13 protein-coding genes and 2 pseudogenes are annotated in these 20,698 nt (G+C 60.5%); 5 read left to right on the forward strand and 10 right to left on the reverse strand.

Translation table 11 applies throughout. The features are described 5' to 3' along the window. Position 1: 1 nt before the first annotated feature. The 4 genes from P0D84_RS40090 to P0D84_RS40105 are packed head-to-tail and all read right to left on the reverse strand — an operon-like array spanning position 2 to position 2,800. A complete protein-coding gene (locus tag P0D84_RS40090) occupies positions 2 to 385 on the reverse strand; it encodes a hypothetical protein (RefSeq protein ID WP_408347552.1) in 384 nt (127 codons plus the stop codon). Next, a complete protein-coding gene (locus P0D84_RS40095) occupies positions 382 to 873 on the reverse strand; it encodes a hypothetical protein (protein WP_408347555.1) in 492 nt (163 codons plus the stop codon). The genes P0D84_RS40090 and P0D84_RS40095 overlap by 4 nt, the downstream gene beginning before the upstream one ends. Further along, positions 870 to 1,754, reverse strand: coding sequence for an acetoacetate decarboxylase family protein (locus P0D84_RS40100; RefSeq protein ID WP_408347558.1), 885 nt, complete (start codon positions 1,752 to 1,754; stop codon positions 870 to 872). The genes P0D84_RS40095 and P0D84_RS40100 overlap by 4 nt, the downstream gene beginning before the upstream one ends. Before the next feature lie 26 nt (positions 1,755 to 1,780). Continuing rightward, complete coding sequence (locus P0D84_RS40105) at positions 1,781 to 2,800, reverse strand: alpha/beta fold hydrolase (protein WP_408347561.1); 1,020 nt, start codon at positions 2,798 to 2,800, stop codon at positions 1,781 to 1,783. A gap of 879 nt (positions 2,801 to 3,679) precedes the next feature. On the opposite strand from P0D84_RS40105, the gene P0D84_RS40110 reads away from it, so the two are divergent. Together P0D84_RS40110 and P0D84_RS40115 are read left to right on the forward strand one after the other, a co-directional pair. After that, positions 3,680 to 5,083: a metallophosphoesterase family protein gene (locus P0D84_RS40110; protein WP_408347564.1), complete on the forward strand. Its 1,404-nt coding sequence runs from the start codon at positions 3,680 to 3,682 to the stop codon at positions 5,081 to 5,083. Continuing rightward, positions 5,076 to 7,493 carry a TIR domain-containing protein gene (locus P0D84_RS40115; RefSeq protein WP_408347567.1) on the forward strand — a complete coding sequence of 806 codons (2,418 nt, stop codon included), beginning with the start codon at positions 5,076 to 5,078 and terminating at the stop codon, positions 7,491 to 7,493. The genes P0D84_RS40110 and P0D84_RS40115 overlap by 8 nt, the downstream gene beginning before the upstream one ends. Before the next feature lie 134 nt (positions 7,494 to 7,627). Here P0D84_RS40115 and P0D84_RS40120 read toward each other — a convergent pair whose 3' ends face one another. The 3 genes and pseudogenes from P0D84_RS40120 to P0D84_RS40130 all read right to left on the reverse strand — a co-directional run. Next, complete coding sequence (locus tag P0D84_RS40120) at positions 7,628 to 8,017, reverse strand: hypothetical protein (RefSeq protein ID WP_408347570.1); 390 nt, start codon at positions 8,015 to 8,017, stop codon at positions 7,628 to 7,630. A gap of 143 nt (positions 8,018 to 8,160) precedes the next feature. After that, positions 8,161 to 9,294 (reverse strand): ISAs1 family transposase, encoded by a 1,134-nt coding sequence (locus P0D84_RS40125; protein WP_408347573.1) that lies wholly within the window; start codon positions 9,292 to 9,294, stop codon positions 8,161 to 8,163. Between the two features lie 606 nt (positions 9,295 to 9,900). Next, positions 9,901 to 10,155, reverse strand: a pseudogene (locus P0D84_RS40130) (transposase); the annotation flags it as partial. Between the two features lie 30 nt (positions 10,156 to 10,185). On the opposite strand from P0D84_RS40130, the pseudogene P0D84_RS40135 reads away from it, so the two are divergent. The 3 genes and pseudogenes from P0D84_RS40135 to P0D84_RS40145 all read left to right on the forward strand — a co-directional run. Then, positions 10,186 to 10,590 (forward strand): annotated as a pseudogene (locus tag P0D84_RS40135) (ISKra4-like element ISBugl3 family transposase); the annotation flags it as partial. Positions 10,591 to 11,020: 430 nt separating this feature from the next. After that, a complete protein-coding gene (locus tag P0D84_RS40140) occupies positions 11,021 to 12,013 on the forward strand; it encodes a hypothetical protein (protein ID WP_408347576.1) in 993 nt (330 codons plus the stop codon). Between the two features lie 10 nt (positions 12,014 to 12,023). Next, the gene (locus P0D84_RS40145) at positions 12,024 to 14,024 is read left to right on the forward strand and encodes a hypothetical protein (protein WP_408347579.1); all 2,001 of its coding nucleotides are present in this window, start codon (positions 12,024 to 12,026) and stop codon (positions 14,022 to 14,024) included. A 32-nt stretch (positions 14,025 to 14,056) separates the two neighbouring features. Here P0D84_RS40145 and P0D84_RS40150 read toward each other — a convergent pair whose 3' ends face one another. From P0D84_RS40150 to P0D84_RS40160, 3 genes are all read right to left on the reverse strand, one after another. Beyond that, the gene (locus P0D84_RS40150; protein ID WP_408347582.1) at positions 14,057 to 14,809 is read right to left on the reverse strand and encodes a FecR family protein; all 753 of its coding nucleotides are present in this window, start codon (positions 14,807 to 14,809) and stop codon (positions 14,057 to 14,059) included. 117 nt (positions 14,810 to 14,926) lie between these two features. Beyond that, positions 14,927 to 18,445, reverse strand: a complete 3,519-nt coding sequence (locus P0D84_RS40155; protein ID WP_408347585.1) for an nSTAND1 domain-containing NTPase — start codon at positions 18,443 to 18,445, stop codon at positions 14,927 to 14,929. A 1-nt stretch (position 18,446) separates the two neighbouring features. Next, positions 18,447 to 19,820, reverse strand: a complete 1,374-nt coding sequence (locus P0D84_RS40160) for a toll/interleukin-1 receptor domain-containing protein (RefSeq protein ID WP_408347588.1) — start codon at positions 19,818 to 19,820, stop codon at positions 18,447 to 18,449. Positions 19,821 to 20,698 lie beyond the last annotated feature (878 nt).

The raw sequence follows: 20,698 nt of genomic DNA on the forward strand, positions 1-20,698 counted from the left end.
GCTATCCTCCGCGGCGTCGCAAGTCAAGATAGAGCAAGCCGCTGGCCCCATCGAACATGGCCACCAGCAGTGCCGCGGGAATGAAGACGCCATGCGTGACGCCCCACGCTACGAACGCCGACGCCAGTAGCTTTTGGAACGCTCCCCAGAGAAGCACGACGGAAAGGGCTTCCGTGCGCCGCTGTGCGTTTAGCAGAATGCCGCCGAACAGCACCATGAACATGCCCACCGTGGCGAACAGTTGAGCTGCGAGCCGATCGGGCGGCGTGTCCGCGATGAGGGCCAGCAAGGAACCCGGGGCGATGACCTGGGCAGCTCCCGTCAATACGGTTATGGCCGCTATCACTTTTGTCGCGAGGCGTTCCAGAACCAGGATTTGCATCATCGCCCCAACGCTGAATAGCGGCTACGGTATGTCCAACGCGCGAAATACCAGGCCATCGCAAACCACTGTATGCACCACAACGCGGCACGTATCCGATTGAGCCGCATCCATTCGTTCAGCACCTGGTGCAACCGGGTCGCATCCTTAATGTGACTGGCCATTTCTGCGTTGAGCGGGAAGATCCATTTCAGTGTGAGAAACGTAGCAATGAACACACCGAGCAGGACGACAATCGGCACCCAGCGCGTGGGCTGACGCCATTCGGCGATGAGCATGATGAAGCCGCTCGCCAGCATCAGCTTCGTCATCGTCGTGAAGAACGCGGTAGCTGCCGACACCTGGGGGACGAATTGCAGGTAGTAGTTGTCCGGGGTGAGCTGCGAGGCAATGGGAAATGAAAACAGCACCAATGAGCCGCCCGTGCCCATGTACATCGATGCGCACAGCAGGAGAAAGGCATGGTTGGCGATGAGAAAGCGGCCGATCATGGCGCGGACTCCCAGTCTGCCGGCCGGGCGGGCGGTGCAAGCCACTGCTGGGACTGCCCGAGCGGATACGTGGTCTCGAGGCCCGGCATCGGGCGGTTTGGAGGCTCAGCGCTGGTAACGAACCAGCACTCGAAGTAGTCGTCCAGCACGCCCGCTGTCGACGGGAAGAAGCCTGTGGCGATCGGTGTGGGATCGATATCCAGCGCCTTCAGCCAACCCATGCGCGGATGATCGCCGATGAACATGCGAGCGGACCCGGGAGCGAACAGCGAGAAGCCGAGCTTGCCCTTGAAATAGATGTACGACTTCATGAGCATGCCGCGAAAGGAGCAGTAGTTGACAGCTCCTGTGGTCACGGGCAACCACGCCGACCGTGGCTTCTGCACGTCTATGCGCATCATCATCTCGTCATTGAGGTCGTACTGGCTGCTGACCCACTGCTCTCCGATGACGAAGTCGAGGTTCGCCTGGTGCTTCGGCATGCCCCAGATGCCACGACCGCCTTTGACCGAAATCTCGGTCGACACTGGAAGGTCCACCACGTACTGCCCTGTGCCGAAGGTCTTCATGAGAAGGCCCGGCAACAGGCGCGGGGCCGGGCGGCGGCCGCGGGTGCAGGCGATCGCGATGGAGTACTCGATGTAGTGGCCGATGTTGGTGATGACGTAGTCGATCACGGTCACGACAAGCAAGCCTCGTCGCCAGAGCTGGAATGGATGGACTTCATTGCCCGGGATCACACTGCGCGCTGCGTCGAGGTCGATTGAAAAGACCGCCATCAGCGCCGGCGAATTCTGGGAAGCGACCGGCATCTCGAATGGAATGTCATCCACCCGTGCATGGCGGCCAGCAAGCCACTTCTGTCGTGCCGGTATCGCCATGACGGGCTCCCTTTGTTGGTCCAGAGTCAGTGCGGGGCGGCCAGTGACGCCATGAGCACGGGAAACACGTCGCGCTCCGCGTTCTTTCCGATGAAGACGTCGAGATGCCCATATCCGCCCAGCACATGCAGACGGTGATAGTTAGGCCGGTGGCGCTCGAACCAGTCGAACGTAGCTTGCTGACTTTGCCACTTGAAGCAGTCGTTGAGCTCGCCGGCGATGAACGTGAAGCGCGCCTGCGTCTTCGGCGGCTGTGCTGTCGGGTCCGGCAGAAGCCCCGGCAACTGTGACACCAGGTGACCTGCATCCAGGCACCGGTTCATCTGCCGGAAGAACGAGATCGGCACATTGGCGAATTCTTGGCGGATCCAGTCGTGCACGGCATCGCTGAGATTTTCATGGCGCCACAGCACCGGAAATCCTATACCGAAGGTGAAGCTGGAAAACCGGCAGACGCCATTGGTGCACTCGTGGTGGGTAAGCCGCACCAGACCTTTGAGCAGGTTGGGTACGACACCAGAGGCGTGCTCGCCCCATTGAGGATTGAGATAGTCGGTCATCAGGCTGACGATGGGCATTGCATAGCGACCTTTGCGATATGAAAGCCAACCGACCTGAGGATGAAGCGATACTGCGTTTGATACGATCGTGTCGACTTGCGGGACGAGCCCGGCAACTGCCGACAAGAGGAAACTGGTTGAGCCCTGGCAGTGCACTACAGCTTTGATCGTGGGGGCCCCCGTCAGATCGACAATTTTCCTTACGGCGGCGGGGTGATCATACAAAGCCGCTTCGTCCAACGTCCATTGGCATGGCGGAAGATCGATGCTCGCGCGCCAGTTTTCCAGCCAGACGTCGTATCCCTCGTCGAGCAATGCATCGACGAAGTTGATGGTGTTGGGCGGGCGAAAGATGTTGGCGCGCACGCCTGCCCCATGCACCAGCAGAACAGGCCCCTTCGAGGCCTGCCTGGATGCGCCGATGTGAATAAGGTTGCACGCATGCCCGTCGCTGGCGCGAAACGCGACAACTTCTTCGTGGGACATGAGCAACTCCTTTTGAGCGATACGAAGATCTCAACAGTGCGTAGACGTCGATGAACAGCTTTAGCTGAATCACGGAGCTTTTTGTGCTGAGAAACCGGTTGTAACGAACTCCAATGCGAGTGAGTGCCGGGTCGAGCACGACGGTCTGACAACATGAAAACGATTGGTCGGGATTTTATTTAAAATCAAACTCCGTTCAGAAAAACGGGCACTCAACGAAGATATGACGTGCTCGCTGACAGCAGGCACTGCGTGGCGTCAAATGAACGAACGCCCCCACCTACCAGGCAGAAGAAGCTGAAAGGAAGTGGACCTATACTGGCCGTCGGCATCAAAGTGCCAGATAGAAGTATGCCAGGGGCGGCCACTTCCGGCCGGTGCGCGAGCAGCTCGTGCAGGCGCAATGCCGCTGGGCGACCGTGCAACGATTCGCGCGTTGTCATCAACGTCTCCGGGAGATGACCCGTTTCCGTGGACGGTTAAGCAGCTGAAATCGAAATGGACTAATGTGCGTTACCGAACATAACAAAATGTAATGAGGGCGGAACGACAGGCGCACGGTATAAGCTGATCAAAGCAGCAAGGCCGGGCTGCTTGCGGCACAATGGCTCGTCGTTGTGCATATGGCACGTCCGCGCAGACTGCCGATGCGCTGCGTTTGCGGCGAAGCATGCAAGCCGGCGGTGCGGCGCAACACGGCAATTCGCTGGCCTGACGACGCGATCGATGACAAGGGTCTCGCTACTCCCTGGTTGATAACACAACGATGCGAATACATGAATGGTCTCGAATGCGGCGCCATCGATCTGCGTTGTCGAATTCAATTGAGCGAAGCGGTGCCTGTTTCGATCGGCTCTTCTCGAAAGTTGAGGTGCATGCATGCGCAAGACGCTCTTTGTTATCTCGGACTTACATCTTGGCGGCGCGCCAGGGACAAAAGAGCTCCGTGGCTTTCAGATCACGCCGCCACGTACCCAGGCCCTACTGGCGCGCTTCATTGATGGCCTGCCGGGCCGCAGTCCAGAATGCGACGTGCGCCTTGTGATTGCGGGCGACATCGTCGACTTTCTGGCTGAGGAGCCATTCCAGGCGTTCACCGGAGACCCTCAGGCGGCGCGTGCGAAACTCGACCACATTTTGGCCGAGACTGCACCCGTGTGGGAGGCGCTGAAACGATTCATTGCCAGCCGCGATGGTGCGGTAACGCTGATGCTCGGTAACCACGATATCGAGCTTGCATTGCCGGGGCCACGACAACTGCTTCTGGACGCCATAGGGCCAGGCCGGATCGAGTTTATCTACGATAATGAAGCATTCACGTGCGGCCCGGTACTGATCGAGCATGGAAATCGCTTCGACGAGTGGAATGCGGTACCGCATGGTGCGCTTCGACGCGTGCGGTCTCAACTGTCGCGCTCGTTGCCGCTGAAGCCGGAATTTCCGGCGCTGCCGGGCAGCCGCCTGGTTGTGGATGTGATGAACCCGCTCAAGCGGCAATACCCTTTTGTCGACCTGCTGAAACCTGAAGATGCGGGCGCACTGCCTATCGTCGCCGCGCTTGGCGCGGCTGGTATTCGGGACGTGTGGCAGTTCTTCCAGAAATATCGTCAAACGTGGGCTGTCGATTACGATGAAAATCGCGAGCCGCTCGGCGAAGAGTATATAGGTAGCGGTGACCAGAGCGACCAGAAAATGTTCGATCTCGCGCAGGACATCGCGAGCGGTGGTGATGCCGCGCAGATCAACGCGGCAAGCGATATTTTGCATGGCGTCGGCGGTGCCGTGGCGGAAATGGTTCGTGAGGGCCGCCGCGAAGCGCTATTCAAGGCAATTCGCGCAAGCGCTGGCAAGCATCGACTAGCGTTCGAGGTCGGCGAAGAGGTGGCTCCGTATCTGAGCGCGGCGCGCACGGCCTCGGCATCGGGCTTCGAGGTCGTTGTCTATGGGCACACGCATCTTGTCAAACGCGTCGGTCTTTCCGCAGTCGATGGCGCATTGCCCGTCTATCTCAACACCGGGACCTGGGCCGATCTGATGCGTATGCCGGATTCCATCTGGGGCACGGAGGACAGTGCGCGCAAGGCATTGATGGCATTTGTGGCCGATCTCGAAAGCAGTTCGCTCGACCAATGGCGCCGTGCGGTTCCGACGTACGCGAAAATAGAGATCGACGGTGATGCCGTGCTCAGCGCGGACGTCTATTTCGCCGATGGCAATGCCGACGAACCTGTGAGCACGGCCGGGCTCTTGCAACGTCTTGCAGGAGGGCCTGCACATGCCTGAGAACAACGGCAACTCGATCGACCGGCTGAAAGAGAGCAGCGTCTTCATCCGCAGTACAGAGAGTTCCGGTTCGGGTTATCTCGTCGCCCCGCAGCGGATCGCGACCGCGCTGCATGTGGTCAGGCACTTGCAGCCAGGACAACGGGTTGCTGTAACCGTCGGTGTGGGTGGCCCGACGGTCGAGGCAACTCTGCTGAGATCCGATCCCGAAGCCGATGCGGCTGTGCTTGGCTTCCAGGAAGATCTGATGGTGGCTGCACTGCCGGTCGCGAAGACGCTCGTACGCGACGTGGCGTGGACCAGTTACGGCTTCCCGACATTGGCCGACAAGACGGGACTGCCGGTCGGCCTGCCGATCGATGGCCGCGTAATGGACGCCCGAACCCGCAATGATGTCGGTCAAAGTGCGGTTTTGCTCTACTCGGATCAGATCGCCGCCGGCAATGCTTCACCGCTGCACGGCTTTTCGGGCGGGCCGATTGTGGTGGCGGGTGCATTGGTCGGTCATCTGACGAAACATATCGGCGACGCCGACGACAAGCGCCGGGCCGCATATGGTTACGTCTACGCGTGTCCGATCGACGAAGTGGTCAAACTTCTCGATGTCGAGCCGCTAACGGTGGAGATAGCGCCTTCTCCGATTGAAACGCGAGCGGAATCAATTCCCCACCTCAATACGAATGAGTATCACGTATTCGTGAGCTATCGCTCGACCGACCGCGCGTGGGCGATGAGTCTCGTGGCGCGCCTGGAAGGAGCAGGGCTGCGTGTGTTCATCGACCAGCGAGAGCTGAAGCCGGGGGAATATCTCGCGGGTCAACTCGAATCTGCGCTCAAGCGCAGCCGAGCAGCGGTCGTTCTGGTGAGCCAAGACTGGCTCGAGTCGCCATGGTGTCAACAGGAAGCGAATGTCCTCGTAAAAAGGGCCGTCGAAGACGCGAAGTTCAAGCTCGTGCCATTGCGTGTCGGCGACGTTTCAATGCCCACGTTTCTGGATACGCGTGTTTGGGTCGATTTCAAGGGCTCGAAACGGGCCGAGGGGCCGAAACTGGATAGTCTGCTTAGCGTGCTGGCCGATCTCGATCCCGGCAGGGACCCGAGAGCCGTTCGCGCGGACGCGGCCGATGTGCGCGTGACTGACCGGTTTGTAGCCGAAATCATGACGGCGGCAAAGGGTGATGGAAGACGGATCCTCGCCGTTCTGGACGAGTGGCGCAAGACCGAGTTGTCGGACAGTGCCCCGCTGATCAAAGCGGCCGAGGTGTTCAACGGAAAGGGACTGTTTGAATCCGCTCTGGAGATGCTGAAACCGCTTGAGCCGACCGTTCGGGTGCGGCAACTGCGCGCGTTCGCGCTACGCAAGAAGGGTGACGTTGACGAAGCGATCCATATGCTGGAGGCGTTGCATCGGGAGGGCGTGGTCGATCCGGAGACGGGCGGCTTGCTGGCCGGATGCTACAAGCAGCGTTGGCTTGATACGGACGATCCGGCGTTCAAGCAACTTACCTACCGAACCTATCTTCAAACGTACGAACGTTTTGGTGATGCGTTCAACGGCATCAACGCGGCAGCGATGGCCTTGCAGTGCGATGACGTGCCGCGCATGTTCCAGACTGCAGGCAAGGTCCGTGATGCGTTACTGACAAACGACGAAGCGACTCTTCCGCATTGGGATCTGGCGACCCTGGGTGAGGCGTGCCTGTTGCTTGGAAAGTTCGACGATGCGCGCGAATGGTACGGAAAGGCGGTCGCGAAGGCCGCAGGTCTGCACGACAATATCGCCATGATGCGCAGGCAAGCTCGTCTGAATCTGAGTGCACTCGGCAAACCGCCGGATTGGCTGGATGATCTGCTCACGGTGCCTCATGTGCTTGCCTACTTTGGGCACATGACAGATGCGGATGATCGCCCGAGCCCGCGCTTTCCGCAAAGCAAGGTCAGTAAAGTGCGCAAGGCCATCAGAGACCGGGTTATAAGGTACGGAAACCTGTATGGCTTCGGCCAGGCGGCTCGCGGAACCGACTTAATCGTGCTCGAGGAACTGGTGAGCCATGGGCGCGGAGCGACTGTCGTGTTACCGATGCCCGAGGCCGATTTCGTGGCGATCTCAGTCGGTGACCAATGGAAGGCGCGTTTTGACAAAGTGAAGGCCACCGGACGGGTCCAGTTTTGCAAGCCGCTTCGGGACCCATGTCCACCGGACGCTGAGCTGGGAAGGGCGCTCGAAGAAGCAAATCGCGAAGTGCAGAAGCGCGCGCTCGAATTCGCCCGCCGGCTGGACGAAACGCCGATCGTCCTGGCGGTTTGGGACCGGCAGCAGGGCGATGGTCCAGGGGGAACCGCCGACGCGATCAGGCTATGGCAAGACGATGGGTTTGAGGTGGACGTGATCGATGTCGGTAACGTGTAAGGTGATCGTGCATGCACAAGCCTGCTACGTTTGCGGCATATTCGATGTGGTGGGAGCGGGATCGTTGCACGCGATCGATGCACCGCGAACGTTCGGAAGCGGATGAAGAGTCGATCGCCGGACTACATGATCGGCTAATCGTCTCGCTCATAGCTCGATTCGAACTTGGAGGATGTCATGGCGTACCCGTCCTTGCCGTCTTCGTCGTTGAAGACGAGATAGTCGCCGGCAGCATAGCGGGTCTGGCCTCCCCTGGTCATCACCTCGCCAGCCATCTGTGCGATCTCAGCCCAGACCGGCGTGATCTTTGAATAGGCGCCGCGGCGAATTTCGCGGTACGTTCGGGCAAAGACGTCAGCATCAACGGTATAGATGTCACCGTCGTTGTCCACAAGCCAATCACCGTGCTTGCAGCGCTGATCCGCGCCCCATTTGTAGTAACTGAAACCGGCTGTGTCGAGTTGCAAGCGCACCGCGACAACGAACTGCCCCGGTTTGCGGCGGTAGCGACGACGTTCGCTCATGTTAGGTTCCGAGATAGATGAAGCGGAATTGGAATTGGCAATCACGGCCGCCAGCACCGAACCGCCGGTTGGCGATGCTCAAACGCTACCACGGGTTGCGCCTGCCGACTACTACGTCTGGGTGGTAAATCAGGGCAATCGCATCAAGAGACCTGCATTCCAAGCACTCGAGCCCGATAGTGTTCATCGAATCCGGCCTTGAGGCGCTTGTTCTTTATGCCGACCTTGGTAGCTTTGTCAGCGCGCAGTAGATTCGACACGATACGGCGCAGGATCGCGAAGTTTTGTGCTGCATTGTCCACCCGGGCACGACATTGATCCTCGCCAAAGGCGACATCGAGCACCCAATGCATGCTGTTTTCGATGACCCAGTGGGCGCGCACCGCCTCGTTGATCCGTTTCGGATCAGCGGACAGGCTGTTCATGTAGTAGCGCCGTTCCAGCGAAACGCGGCCTTCGATCTCGCGGGTGGCCTCCCCCATCGCCACCGAACGCAGGCCGGCCCATTTGCCGTCCTCATCCAGCCAGTCAATCATGTCGGTCGCAACGCACCGGCGCGTCTCGATTCTTCCGTGCACTTTCTTGCCTGTCTGACAGTGCTCCGCGAAGCGCACGTTGCGCAAAGACTGTGTGCGCTGTGCATCGAACAGTTGCACGATTGCTTCATGCAAGGCAGGCTGATTGCCTTTGACCGCAAGCACATAGTCGGCACCTCCAGCCACGATCTTCGCCGCGATCTCCCGCTGGCAACCCATCGCGTCGATCGTCACGATCGCACCCTTGAGCAGCAAGGCATCCAGCAATGCCGGGATCGCGGTGATCTCGTTGCTTTTGTCTGCAGTCCTGACCTGGCCAAAGGTCGCCCCCAACGCGCCACAATAGGCCGATGCCAGATGGATCGCGCTTCGCCCCATGCCGTGCGAGCGCCGTACTGTCTTGCCGTCAATTGCCACCACCTGGCCCGTGACTGCAGGACAAATGCCGCTTACCCATCGCACAAAGCACGCCTCGAACTGCCGCGCATCAAGCGCCGCGAATACGCGCCCGAACGTGTCGTGCGAGGCAATCCCGTTGCGCAGCGGCAAGTACCGGCGCAGCCATTCCAGTTGTCCTTGCGCCCACAACGCAATCCCCACCCAGGTGTCGGCACCCGACAGGATCGCCGCCGGTGCAGCCACCAGCATCTCCGTCAGATCATGCTCCGGAGTGCGTACACGCGGATCCGTCAGGTCCCCAAACGCGTCTTGCAAACTCAACGGCTCGTATTCGTCGTCCACACCACTCTCGGCTCTTGGCAAAACCAAGAGTTAACGCTTCTTCGCAGCAGTCTACAACCCCCATTCGTAACCCATTGTGTGTAAACAATTTTTCGTGCGATTGCCCTGGGTGGTAAATGTCGAAACGGAAGTCGCCAGGATCAATTGTTGTCGCTAGCCAGAAGGGAGAAACGCGACTACGCATTACGCGAATCTTCGCTTCGTGGTTAGCACGAAATGGCTACCCGGCCGCTTTTCAATCCGGTACCATCAATGCTGGAATCGGCTGTGAGCAGGTTTGCACCCACGAGCTTTTTTTACATACAGCGTCGGCGACGCTCTGACCTTGTACTTCGCGATCCACCTAGCTGGTCCAAACTGGCTTGCGCCAGTCGCACATATTCTAGGCGACTCGCAGCAAAAGCGAACGCCGGGAATCGACGCAATAGGAGGTTGGCACACGGGAGTTTTTCGGTATGTTCCTCGCATTGTTGCGCGATCAGCGGATTAGGCTGCATCTTGAAAATAAATTCTTCGCACCCGGGCCAATTCCGCCACGGTCTGCAAAGCCTCGCGGTAGCCGAAACGAGGCATCGATGCCATCCGAACGACTGTGGCATCACGGGAGCGCTGCAGTTCCCTGATTTGCTTCAGTGCATCGCTCAATTCGGACGCGGGGACCACGTCCTCGCCGACACTAACCGCTGACAGACTACCGTTCTGACGCAGCTTGCGCCAGTGAAACAGCTGGTTCGGACCGGCGCCGTGCTGGCGTGCAACTATCGAGACCGACTTGCCCGGCTCAAAACTCTCTCGCACCATCGTCAGCTTTTCATCGGCTGACCATCGTCGCCGGCGCTCCGGCGCCGTCAACACTTTCATCACTTTTTTGCTTGTTGTTTGTGTCAAAAAATCTGGCAAGGCTACTGTGGACGCGATTTCGCCTGCGTCACACTGCGCCGCAGTCTCACGAGTATGCTCGTTGCTTCGGCGCTGAAGAACACCGGTTGGCATGCCGAAACTGAGGTTGATGTTGTGAACGACGGCGCAGAAGGCATGCGTTCCCTAGTCACCGATGTGGTACCGAACGTTGCAACACCAATGCTCGACTGGTTTCACTTGGCTATGAAGCTGCATGCGGTGCGGACTCCGCTGTTCGCGAGCACATTCGAACGAGCACAGGCGATCATCCAAAGATGCCGGAGGCTCTGGGCGAAGATCCGTGACGCGCTGTCGCGCGGACGAGCGGCGCTTGGTACCGAGTTCGCGCGTACGCTCGGCACTTCGCTCGCTGAGGCTGCGTCAACGTTGAGGCCGTCCTGTGGGCTCGGCGCAACGGTTCTCGACATCCCGCAACGTGTCAAAAAATTACACCGAAACAATGAGATACGAAAATTCGCCATTAGCAATATGAATGAACGTCACTAGCGGAATTAGCGAACCTTCAGCAGCCAATATACCTTCCAGATACGCCGCGTCGGACTATAGACGATCTCCTCTGGATGTAAAAAGGAAGTTAGCTATGCGCACCGACTTTAAAAAGACGCGCACGTCAGCGTCTAGAGATCGGGAATGCCATTCCCGCGGCTTGTCCTGACACGGTCAGAAAAAAATCCATTACAAGTTCACAAGCTAGCGACTACTGTAAATGGATTCGACGAGTTCTCCGTTCGAATGCCGACGTTCTCCGGACCGTCGCGCGCGGTCATACGAATGATCGTGCCGGCACCTCTTCTGCGGAGATGCTATGAGATTTGCTTCCGCTTTCGGGATGACGTGTTTGGGGCTGGCGTGCGGAGCATGCGGGCGCGGACGGCTTCCCGCACTGCTGCTCGTCGCGGCGATGAGCGACGTCGCTTTCGCCGATACACCCGAGCCCACGGTTCCAGATGCTTCCGCCTCCAGCGACGCGAGCCAGGGGGTGCTTCCGCGCAAGCCGCTTGACATCGCGGTGAGTCTGGGAGTCGGCTATGACAACAACGTGAGCCGCGCGCGCGATTCCATTGATAAGCTCTCCGACGAGTCGCTGAAGGGGGAGATCGCGAAGACATTCTTCATTCCGCTCGGCGATTCCTTCCAGGTCATGCTCGACGTATACGGCGGCGCCGAAGGGTTCCGGACCTATACGAAACTGTCGAACCTCTACGCAGGTCTGTATGGACAGCTTCAATACCGGCCGTCAATTGCTTTCTATGCGCCCGTGCTCTCTGTCTTCAGTCTCTTCGAAGGTGACCAGTACGGCTCGGACCTGCGAAGGGGTTATCGCTATTCGGTGGGCGGCATGATCGATCAGCCTGTGACCGACCGGATCCGGGTGACGGGTACGCTTGCCCATAACCAGCGCTACGCGAAGAGCGATGTATTCGCGGCCATCGACAACGCCGCGCAACTGAGCGTCAACTATCGGACGTTCGCGGGCGGTCGCTTCTACGCCAATGTGGAATACCGGCTTGGCGACGCGGTGTCGTCGGGACGGCTGACGCTCGACAACATCGACGTTGCAAACGTCTTCGTTCGTGACGACGCGTTCAATCGCGACGATTTCTTCAGTTACCGCTTCCGGGCGCACATGTGGTTCACGTCGCTGGGCTATGTCCACCCGATCGGTCCGAACGGATCATTGGATGTCTCGTGGCGTTATACGCATGTGACGCCGACGGAGCGGCCCGACTTTGAAGGGGCGAGCGACGTGCCCTATGTGTCCAGTCAGTTCATCATCACCTACAAGCACCGCTTCTGAGGGCAGGGCCATGACTTTGAGACCGCTTGCCAGACTCCCGGCCTTCGCGCTGGTGTCTTGGCTCGCCGCCTGCACCGGCGGCAGCAGCAGCAGCAACGATGTGTCGCCCTCTGCACCGCCCGTCGCGGCGCCGACGAGTTCGGACATGTTCCTGATCTTCCCGAACCCGCAGTTGCCTCCCGACGCCACGCAACTGGCCCAGGCGCAGACGCTGTCCGAAGACTATGCGAAGGCGTACTACGCGGCTATCGATCCGCTCAACGAGCGGGATACGCTCGACAAGTGGAAGGCCGCAAACGGCTTCGGAAGTGGTACGGGAACCGAAGTCACCGCTGTATTCGGCGATGTGCGCGATCTTGGTTACGGGCGCAGGATGACGGCGCGGCGCGATCCTGCGCGCAGGACCATTGCGTTTCTCGTCGAGAACTACCTGACGAGTCCGGGCGGCGTCTATGGCTACACGCCGCAAAGTCTCAGCGCTGCAATCGTGAAGGACACGCGCTGGCGCATTCTTTACAACGCCATTGAATTCAGTCCGAGGCCTGGCGCCGGGCCGAACGATGCACCGTTCGCCAAGTTTTTCAACTTCGATCGGATTACGGGACAGCGCCAACTGACGGTCGATATCGACGGGCGAGGGAGTAAGGCGATGCCGGCGGTCTGCTTCAGTTGTCACGGCGGACGCGCCGATGCACTGGACAGAAATGCAAGCGGTCAACTTTTCTATGGCAGTCCATTGTTCGCAACATTGCCCGGGACTTCCAACGCTAATGGTGATGCACAGGCGCGCCTGCAGCCGTTCGAGGTTGGCACCTTCGATTTCTCGACAATGACCGGAAACACGCGCGCCGATTACGAAGCCGCGCTGAAGCTGATGAACCGCTTCGTCCTGTGTTCATACCCGTCGCCCGCCGGGAGCGGCGGCAACAACTGCCCCGATGAACCGGCCTTCAGGCGCGAAGCGAACGTGAACGAATGGCAGGGCGGCGCGGCGAATCTGATCCGTAACGCATACGGCGGCGACGGACTTCCCAATGACGTTTATGCGGATACCTACATGCCGGTTTCATGGGCCAACAACAATCCGGACCTGTATCGCAGCGTCATCGCACGATCCTGCCGCGCGTGTCACATGTTGCGGGACGATGCGAGGTCTGCCGACTTCCCCTACATCCATCTGGACTTCGACGACTACGCGACCTTCAAGAACTACGCCCCGCTGACACGGCACTACATGATCGATCTGGGGACCATGCCGCTTGCCAAGATTGTGTACGACAACTTCTGGCAAACGGACGGCCCGGAAAAGCTCGCTCAGTTTCTCGAACAGACACTCGTGCCGACTCCCGCCGAACCGCTGCCCATCCGCGACGCATCGGGTAAGGTGATCCAGCCGGGGCGTCCGATCGCGGATCCCGGGCCGCTTACCCGCACGGTGCGCACGGGATGGGTGGCATTGAGAGCAGTTCAGACGTTCAACGACGCCTATAGCTGGACAGTCGTTTCCGCGCCTGCGGGCATCGCACCGGCGGCGGTGCAGATCGAAAACGCAAACACGCCTCGGGCCCGTTTCAACGCAACCGCGTCCACGGGAACCTACAAGGTGCAACTGGTGACGAGCCGGGCTGGCATGAAGAGCGATCCCGCGACCGTCGAGGTGTTTGTAAGCAACGACAACGCCCTCTTCGATCAGAACACGATCGGGCTTACTCAGATCAACACTATTCTTAGCAGGGATACCTGCTTCTCATGCCACTCCTCGCCATCGTCAGAACCGACGCCGCCGGTGGATTTCCAGTCGGCTCCGGGCCAGTACGAAAGAATCACGAGCCGAATCAATTTCTCCGATACTCGATTGAGCAAGCTCCTGCTCAAACCGGCTGCCCTCGTACCGCACGCCGGCGGAAGCGACCCGCTCCCTCAGTTCAAATCGCTCGCCAACCCGGGAACTGCCGACAGAGTCGACTACGACAACTTCGTGAACTGGATATCCAACGGCGCACCGCAATGACCGCGTAAGTCGGCGCGATGCGCCGACGCGCTTCATCGATAACGGCTCTGGTCGCGCTCATACAACGTGTCGAATCTCGGGAACGACGGTGGCAGCACGCGTCCCGCAATCGTCTCGATTACCGCCAGCTCCTGATCGGTGTGATTGACGAACGGCGCATTACGGATGCTGTTGCCGGCCGATTTCTTGCCGGCATTGATGAACAGCGGCCGGTCGTGATGTGTGGACACCACGGTCGTCCTGCTTTGCGGATCGTCTTTCGCGACGACATCGGTGGTGCCGAAGCAGGTGCAGAAGTAGGTCTGCTCCGGATCGGTCTCGAGATAGAGCCCGGTGCCGCGAACGCCGATGAGCGCGGTCAGCGTATCGATGCGGACCGGCCTCCCCGGCGCGAAGACCGACAACACCTTGCCCATCGCGAGATTGAGCGACACGGGCGTGGAAGGCGCGTTGACGTCGGTCGACTTGTCGAGCAGCAACTGCGTGTTGTCGCGCATGAGCATGGCCGTGTCGCCGACGACGAAGATGAACTGGCTGCGTGGCCCCGTGACGATCGTGTCGCCCGGAGCAATACGTGATTTCATCGTCGCGGCCTCGCCGTTGATCGTGCATGTGCCGTCGATGCTGAACACCGACTGGCCCGGCGGCAACTTGCGCGGCACGCCGCCGAACAGGCTCATCGCGTAGGCTTGGCCCGCCACCCCCCAGGCTGTGAGCGTAGTGCCGACGAGGGCACTGATCACCAAGCGGCGGCGCGGATCTTCTGCTTCACCAAAGCGTGACATGGAGGGGCTCCGTCGATGCGTCCGGTTTCGGGCTTGCCGCGGCAGAAGACTTCGCTTTCGCACCGCGGATACTTCAAGGTATGTCAGTTTGTGTCGACTATCCATGCCTTTCTTCATTCACTCACGGCGTTCGCTCGACGCTGTGCGTGCTTCGCCTGCCGATGCTTCCGCACAGGGAACACCTTCGCACACGCAATGAAACGACGGTGCGCCGTCGGCGGACTTTGGCCAGTCGGCGGAAGTCAAATTTCGATTGGCGATCGCGCAGGCCTGTTCGCGCAGCGCTGCGGGATCGATATCCCAAAGACTCACCGAGCCGTCGAAGCCCGCCGCCGCGAGCTGCTTGCCGTCCGGGCTGAAGGCGACAGCCTGCAGACGCGCGGTCGCGCCTCCAATCGTCACGGGCGAACGAATCTCCCTCATGTCGTGCAGGATTACGTTGCGGTCCCATCCGACCGATGCAAGGTCGTCGGATGTCGCGCCGAATGCGACGCCCGTCGCACGCTTTTGATGCTCTTCCATGACTACGGGCTTGTCGAAGTTCGCCGTATCCCACGCATACACGACGCCATGCCAGTCCGACGCCGCAAGCCTCTTTCCGTCATGGCTCAGAGCGAGACCGCTCACGGCGTCGCGGCACTTGAACAGTTCGCGCGGCGCACTGCCGGGCACGGCGCGCAGGTCGCGTAGCAGAATCCTGCCGTCCGCCCTTCCGCTGATGAGCCCGGTGCCGTCAACGCTGAACGCGAGTACGAGCTCCTCTTGTCTCACGCCCCGTCTGGGATACCTCGCGACGACTGCGCCCGTGCGCAGATCCGTCAGCGTGGTTTCCGTCTCGGCGGCCGCGGCTAGCAGCGAACCGTCGGGCGAGAAGACGACGCTCGTGACGCGTCCCGGCTGCGGGAAGATGCGCAACGGTGCGGACTGTGCGTCGGCGTCCGAGCGCCATAACTTCACTGTGCGATCCCATCCGCCCGACGCGAACAGCGTGCTGTCGGGACTGAAAGAGATGCTAGTCACGACGCCGTCGTGTGCGGACAGTGCGACGCGGTGCAGGCTTTGCCGGTCCCATATCACGACCTGATCGGAGCCGCTCGCGGCGGCGAGCCGTTTGCCGTCGGGGCTATAGGCGAGCGCGGTGACCACCCGGTCGTCGACCGGCAGCTTGGTGACGGCTCCGCTTGCGTCGGGATGCCAGAGAATCACCGAGCGGTCCTGGCTGGCAGAGGCGATCTGGAGTCCATCCGCGCGCCACGCGACGCCGAAGACCTTGTCCGTGTGGCCACTCAGCGTGACGACGGGCTTGCTCGTCGCGACGTCCCATATCATGACGGTCCTGTCGCCGCTCGATGAAGCGAGCTGTTGCCCGTCCGGGCTGAAGGCGAGGCTTCTGACCGCTTCCGTGTGGCCTTGCAAGGGCTTGCGCGGGCTTGCGCCGCCGCACATGACATTACGCAAGTCGACGAAAACAGTCTGCGCAGCGCTGCCGCTCATACAGCCCATGTCGAACATGTCGATGTATCCGCTGGTTTCTCCCATCGCGAGAGTGCGGTCGTCCGGGCTGAAGGCGACGCCGTAGAACCCGCCGCTCCGTTTCTCGCTCAAGACCGCGAGAGGCCGGTCGGGCCTCGTGACCTGCCAGACGACGATGCGCTGCGTCGTGCTGACGGCGAGCAGCTTGCCGTCGCCGCTGAAGGCGAGGTTCGTCACACTCTGCGCGCCTTGATAGGCGGTGCCTTCCGCATGGCCAGCGAGGGGCCACACGAGGACGTTGCCTGCGATATCGCATGCGGCGAGCATCGTGCCGTCTCGGTTGAACGCAACGCTCACGACCGTCGCGCGGAAGCCACCGAAATCCCGAATTTTCGTGCGCGTGTCGGCATCCCATAGCGTGACGGTTTTCGCGTCGCCGTTCGCGGTGACGAATTCGTGCGTCTTCGGCCGGAACGCCGCGCCGTAGAGCTCAGTGGGCGCCGATGTGACGACGCCGAGCAGCCCGTGCGTGGCTGCGTCCCAGATTGCGGTGGTGTGATCGTAGCTGCTGGAAACCAGCAGCATTGAGTCGTCGCTGTAGGCGACGCCGAATACAGGCGCTTCATGTCCGCGCAGAAAGGTGATCAGCTCGGGATGTGCCAGGATCCGCTGCATGAGACGCGCGCTGTCTCCCGCGTCGTGCGTGGTCCGCATTGCTTCGAGATGCAGCAGCAGTGCGCGATCGTAGTTGCTCTTTTCCATGCTGTCGGCGCGAGCCATCAGCGTGTCGTGCCGAACGCGCTGGCGGTGCCGCTCCGACGTGGCCACCAGCACGGCGATCACGGCCACACAAAGCGTGGTCGCGCCGAACGCGCGCCACGCATTCCGGATGCGCCTGCGCCGCGCTTCGAGCATCGCCTCGCGGGCGCGCCGAATGTCCCGGCTCTCCCTGACCACGCTCGTGAGGACGTCGTGAGCCAGCTCCAGCCGTCGCACGCCGCGCCGCTCGTCAATACGCAACAGGCGCCGCCTGACGAGCAGTTCGAGCCCGTCGCGCATATGGTCGCCGCGCGTGAGCGCTGAGAGATAATCGCGGCTGTCACGGTCGCCGCGCGAGGTAATCAGTTCCTCTTCGACGAACTTTTGCAGGTCATCCGGACACCCCTTCATGCTGCGATGATAGAAGCTCGACAGAATCTCGCGATCCGCTCCTTCCAGCAGCCCGATGTCGATAAACGGCAGCCCTCTGTCGATCCGCTTGCGGTTGAGTTCACTGCAGACCACGCTCAGCAGGGGCGGGTCGATCTCCATGAACTCGAAGTTCGATCGTTCGGCCGGAGGAGCCGGTTCGTTCTTCCAGGCGAGCTGAATGATGCGCCGGGCGATGTCATCGTCAACCAGCCCGCCGCCCGCGCGCGTGATGGCCGAATACGCCTGGTCGCCGCTCATGGCGGTGAGCGGCAGCCGGTTGTACATCAGCGACGGCATGAGCTTTCTGCAACCCTCCAGTTCCGCTAGAAAGTCCTTGCGGAGGCTCAATATGACCTTCACGCGAGCGCGCGTGAACTCGAAACGGCCTGCCGCGGCGGGATCGCGTTCCAGCAGCGAGCGGACGGCTTCTGGCGGGCGATTCTCGACTACTTCCGAGAGTGCGATGAAGAAATGGGCGGCGCGCGCGCGCGCCGCTTCGTCGTCGCGCTCCGCGGTGAAGATCTCCTCGAACTGGTCGAATACGATCACCGGCGCGACTAGCTGAGTACGATCGTTCCAGAACTCGACGTCGTGGCGCTGAAAATAAGACCACAGAGTTTCGTCCGGCGCGGGCGGCGTACATCGCACGGCGGCGCGTTCGCATGCCGCGAGCAGGGAATCGAACACCTGTTGTACGAGGGGAGCCGCGTCCGGAGCATGGTCGAGGCGGATATAGACTGGCAGCCTAGCTTCGTCGCGTAAGAGAGGAAACAAACCGGCATTGAGCAGCGAGGTTTTGCCGAGTCCTGAACGCCCGTGCAGCACCGTCAGGGTCTCGCGTCGCACGAGGCGCAGCAGGGCCTGCGTTTCCCGGTCCCGGCCGAAAAAAAAGCCGTGCTCGCGTTCGCTGAACGATGCGAGTCCCGGCCAAGGATTCTCCGGCGTCAGCGGGTCGCGCGCGAAGTCGTCCATGTCAATGCGCCGGTTGACGCCGATGGAATTCCTGCACGAGCTTCACGAGCCGGCTTACCGATGCCGCGTCGATCTTTCCACCGGGCGCGTCGATCGCCTGAACGCGGCTGAAGCAGGCGGGCAGCGCGTCGGCGCTGCCCATGCGAGTGTCGTCGATCACGACCGGCACGATGAACGGCTCGCTCGCGGCGATGCCATCCGCGATTCGGCTCGCGCTGTTCCATTCTCTCCAGAAGTAGCGGCGGCGATTGGATTCGCGGAGCGTTTCGCGCGACACGATGGGCACGAACAAGGAACATCGCTCGACGTTGCGGCGGATTTTTTCGTCCCACTCGTCGCCCGCCTGCAGCGCTTCGCGGTCGAACCATACGTCGAGGTGGTGCACGCTCAGCGCGCTGGCGAGCAGCTTCGCCGCTTCCCGGTTCTCGCTCGCATAGCTGATGAAGATCGCGCCACGCGCAACCATCTTCAAGACCGGCGCGGCGGCAACGGGGCGAGGCGACGGGGTGTCGTCATGATGCCGGAGGCGCCAGCGGCGCGTCAGCTCCTTCACGAACGCGTAAGAACTCGTCTTGATCACGCGCGTCTTGCGGCTGAAGTTCTCGAGAAAGAGCAGCAGGCCGGCGGCGTCATCGGCCTGTTCGCCGACGAGCGTTTCGCAGAACCGGCGCGATTGCGAGAGCCCCGCACTGCGCGATGCACGCAGGAAGAAGCGCGTCACCCAGTCGTTGAGGCCGCAACCGAGAATGAGCAGATAATGCTCGCGCAGCGCATCGAACAAATATTCGGGTTGACGCTGCCGGTCCTGCAGCGCATGCAGAAATTCGAGCAAATCTTCTTCGCAGGTCACGAATTCGGGCGCGCAGCATGCCTTGCCCAGCAGGTAAAATACGACCGGCTGCGTCAGATCCTCGAACGGCACAGGCAGGTCGCTGACGTTGTTCGGCGCATAGGCGATCCTTTGCGCGCGTTGCTGCGGCCTGGCGTCATCGATAGCTTGCGCGAGCGCGGGATCGCAGGTCAGCAATACGAACAGCTTGAACGGTTCGATGGATACGAGATCGCGCAACGCGTGATCGTCTGCGAGCGCGATGCCTGGTTTGAGAATGGCATAGATATCCGAATAGATTTCCTGCCGGTCGCCGCCGTCGCTCAGGTACTTCGACACCACGTCGTTGTACGTGAGGCGCTTTGGAAGACCGGATTCAGGCAGGTTTAGCCTCTTAAGCAGCCTCTTAGAAATCCACTGGTCAATTGGTACGAGCGTGCCGTCGTCGGGAAGCAGCACGAGTTCAGGGCCGATCACCGGGATGACGCGGCCATCCTCGATGGAATCGAGGAGCGTTTCCCATTGACGCTCAGGATCTTCGTTCATCGCGTGCCCCGTCAGTAACTCAGCGGCGTACCGGCGTGCACCGGGCCTCTGACACGATGTCGTGCTCGAATCGAATCATGCAGCAAAGCATATTGCTTGTCGAGTGAGCGCCCGATGTGAGGATTGGGATCACTTCCCGAGTCAATTGAAAAACCGTCCCCAAGTTGGGTCGAGATCGACGTTAACGCAATAGCAAACGATCCGCCAGGGAATTTCAAAAGAAAGTGTTCCTGTTCGTCAATGAAAGGCAGGCCTTAACCCGGGAACCGGCCGTGTCCCGTGTTCATCGTGGACAGTTCCGCTCCTTTGTCTGCACCGAGAGAGCATGCTCCTTCTCGCCACAGCGCGCATGAAGCCATGATCAGGCTTGCCGCGTCGAGCGAAGCAGGCGTCATCAGAGAGTTGAAGGTTGATATGGCCAGTAGCTGGAAATCACTGTCAGGTGTCCCATCGTTCACACCTGACACCACGCTCCTCATGACCGATGCGAGTGTGTTGATTCACGATACCGGTGGGAAGGACTGATATCGGCTGAGGCCGGACGGAAACGGCAGGTACGACATCGCAGGTGTGACCTGGTCAGGACCGTTCATGATGACCAACACGAGGCAGTTCTATGCATCCGGCGTTCTGAAAGATGGGCGGTTATTCGCGCTAGGCGGCGAGTATTCCGATGCCGGCAACGCTGTCCAGACCTTGGTGCCGCCCCCCCCAAAAAGGTCGACTGCGCGCGGACTACCTGGATCTTCAGAATTTCCTCATACTCGTCTCCGTCCTCGTGCCTCGCAAACACCCTTAGCATTTTATCGCCCGGCCCGGTTGGCGTAATGACGTACCGCGCGGTGCCCGCCCCCTGACTTAGGTCCAGTGTGCGAGGT

The organism is Paraburkholderia sp. RL17-337-BIB-A (genome assembly GCF_046025895.1).
Taxonomy (GTDB): Bacteria; Pseudomonadota; Gammaproteobacteria; order Burkholderiales; family Burkholderiaceae; genus Paraburkholderia; species Paraburkholderia fungorum_C.

Bases quoted from the DNA above. Each gene is read 5' to 3' on its own strand.
- P0D84_RS40140 (WP_408347576.1), top strand. From the start codon at position 11,021: ATGAGATTTGCTTCCGCTTTCGGGATGACGTGTTTGGGGCTGGCGTGC.
- P0D84_RS40160 (WP_408347588.1), bottom strand. From the start codon at position 19,820: ATGAACGAAGATCCTGAGCGTCAATGGGAAACGCTCCTCGATTCCATC.
- P0D84_RS40120 (WP_408347570.1), bottom strand. From the start codon at position 8,017: ATGAGCGAACGTCGTCGCTACCGCCGCAAACCGGGGCAGTTCGTTGTC.
- P0D84_RS40105 (WP_408347561.1), bottom strand. From the start codon at position 2,800: ATGTCCCACGAAGAAGTTGTCGCGTTTCGCGCCAGCGACGGGCATGCG.
- P0D84_RS40145 (WP_408347579.1), top strand. From the start codon at position 12,024: ATGACTTTGAGACCGCTTGCCAGACTCCCGGCCTTCGCGCTGGTGTCT.
- P0D84_RS40100 (WP_408347558.1), bottom strand. From the start codon at position 1,754: ATGGCGATACCGGCACGACAGAAGTGGCTTGCTGGCCGCCATGCACGG.
- P0D84_RS40110 (WP_408347564.1), top strand. From the start codon at position 3,680: ATGCGCAAGACGCTCTTTGTTATCTCGGACTTACATCTTGGCGGCGCG.
- P0D84_RS40090 (WP_408347552.1), bottom strand. From the start codon at position 385: ATGATGCAAATCCTGGTTCTGGAACGCCTCGCGACAAAAGTGATAGCG.
- P0D84_RS40095 (WP_408347555.1), bottom strand. From the start codon at position 873: ATGATCGGCCGCTTTCTCATCGCCAACCATGCCTTTCTCCTGCTGTGC.
- P0D84_RS40150 (WP_408347582.1), bottom strand. From the start codon at position 14,809: ATGTCACGCTTTGGTGAAGCAGAAGATCCGCGCCGCCGCTTGGTGATC.
- P0D84_RS40155 (WP_408347585.1), bottom strand. From the start codon at position 18,445: ATGGACGACTTCGCGCGCGACCCGCTGACGCCGGAGAATCCTTGGCCG.
- P0D84_RS40115 (WP_408347567.1), top strand. From the start codon at position 5,076: ATGCCTGAGAACAACGGCAACTCGATCGACCGGCTGAAAGAGAGCAGC.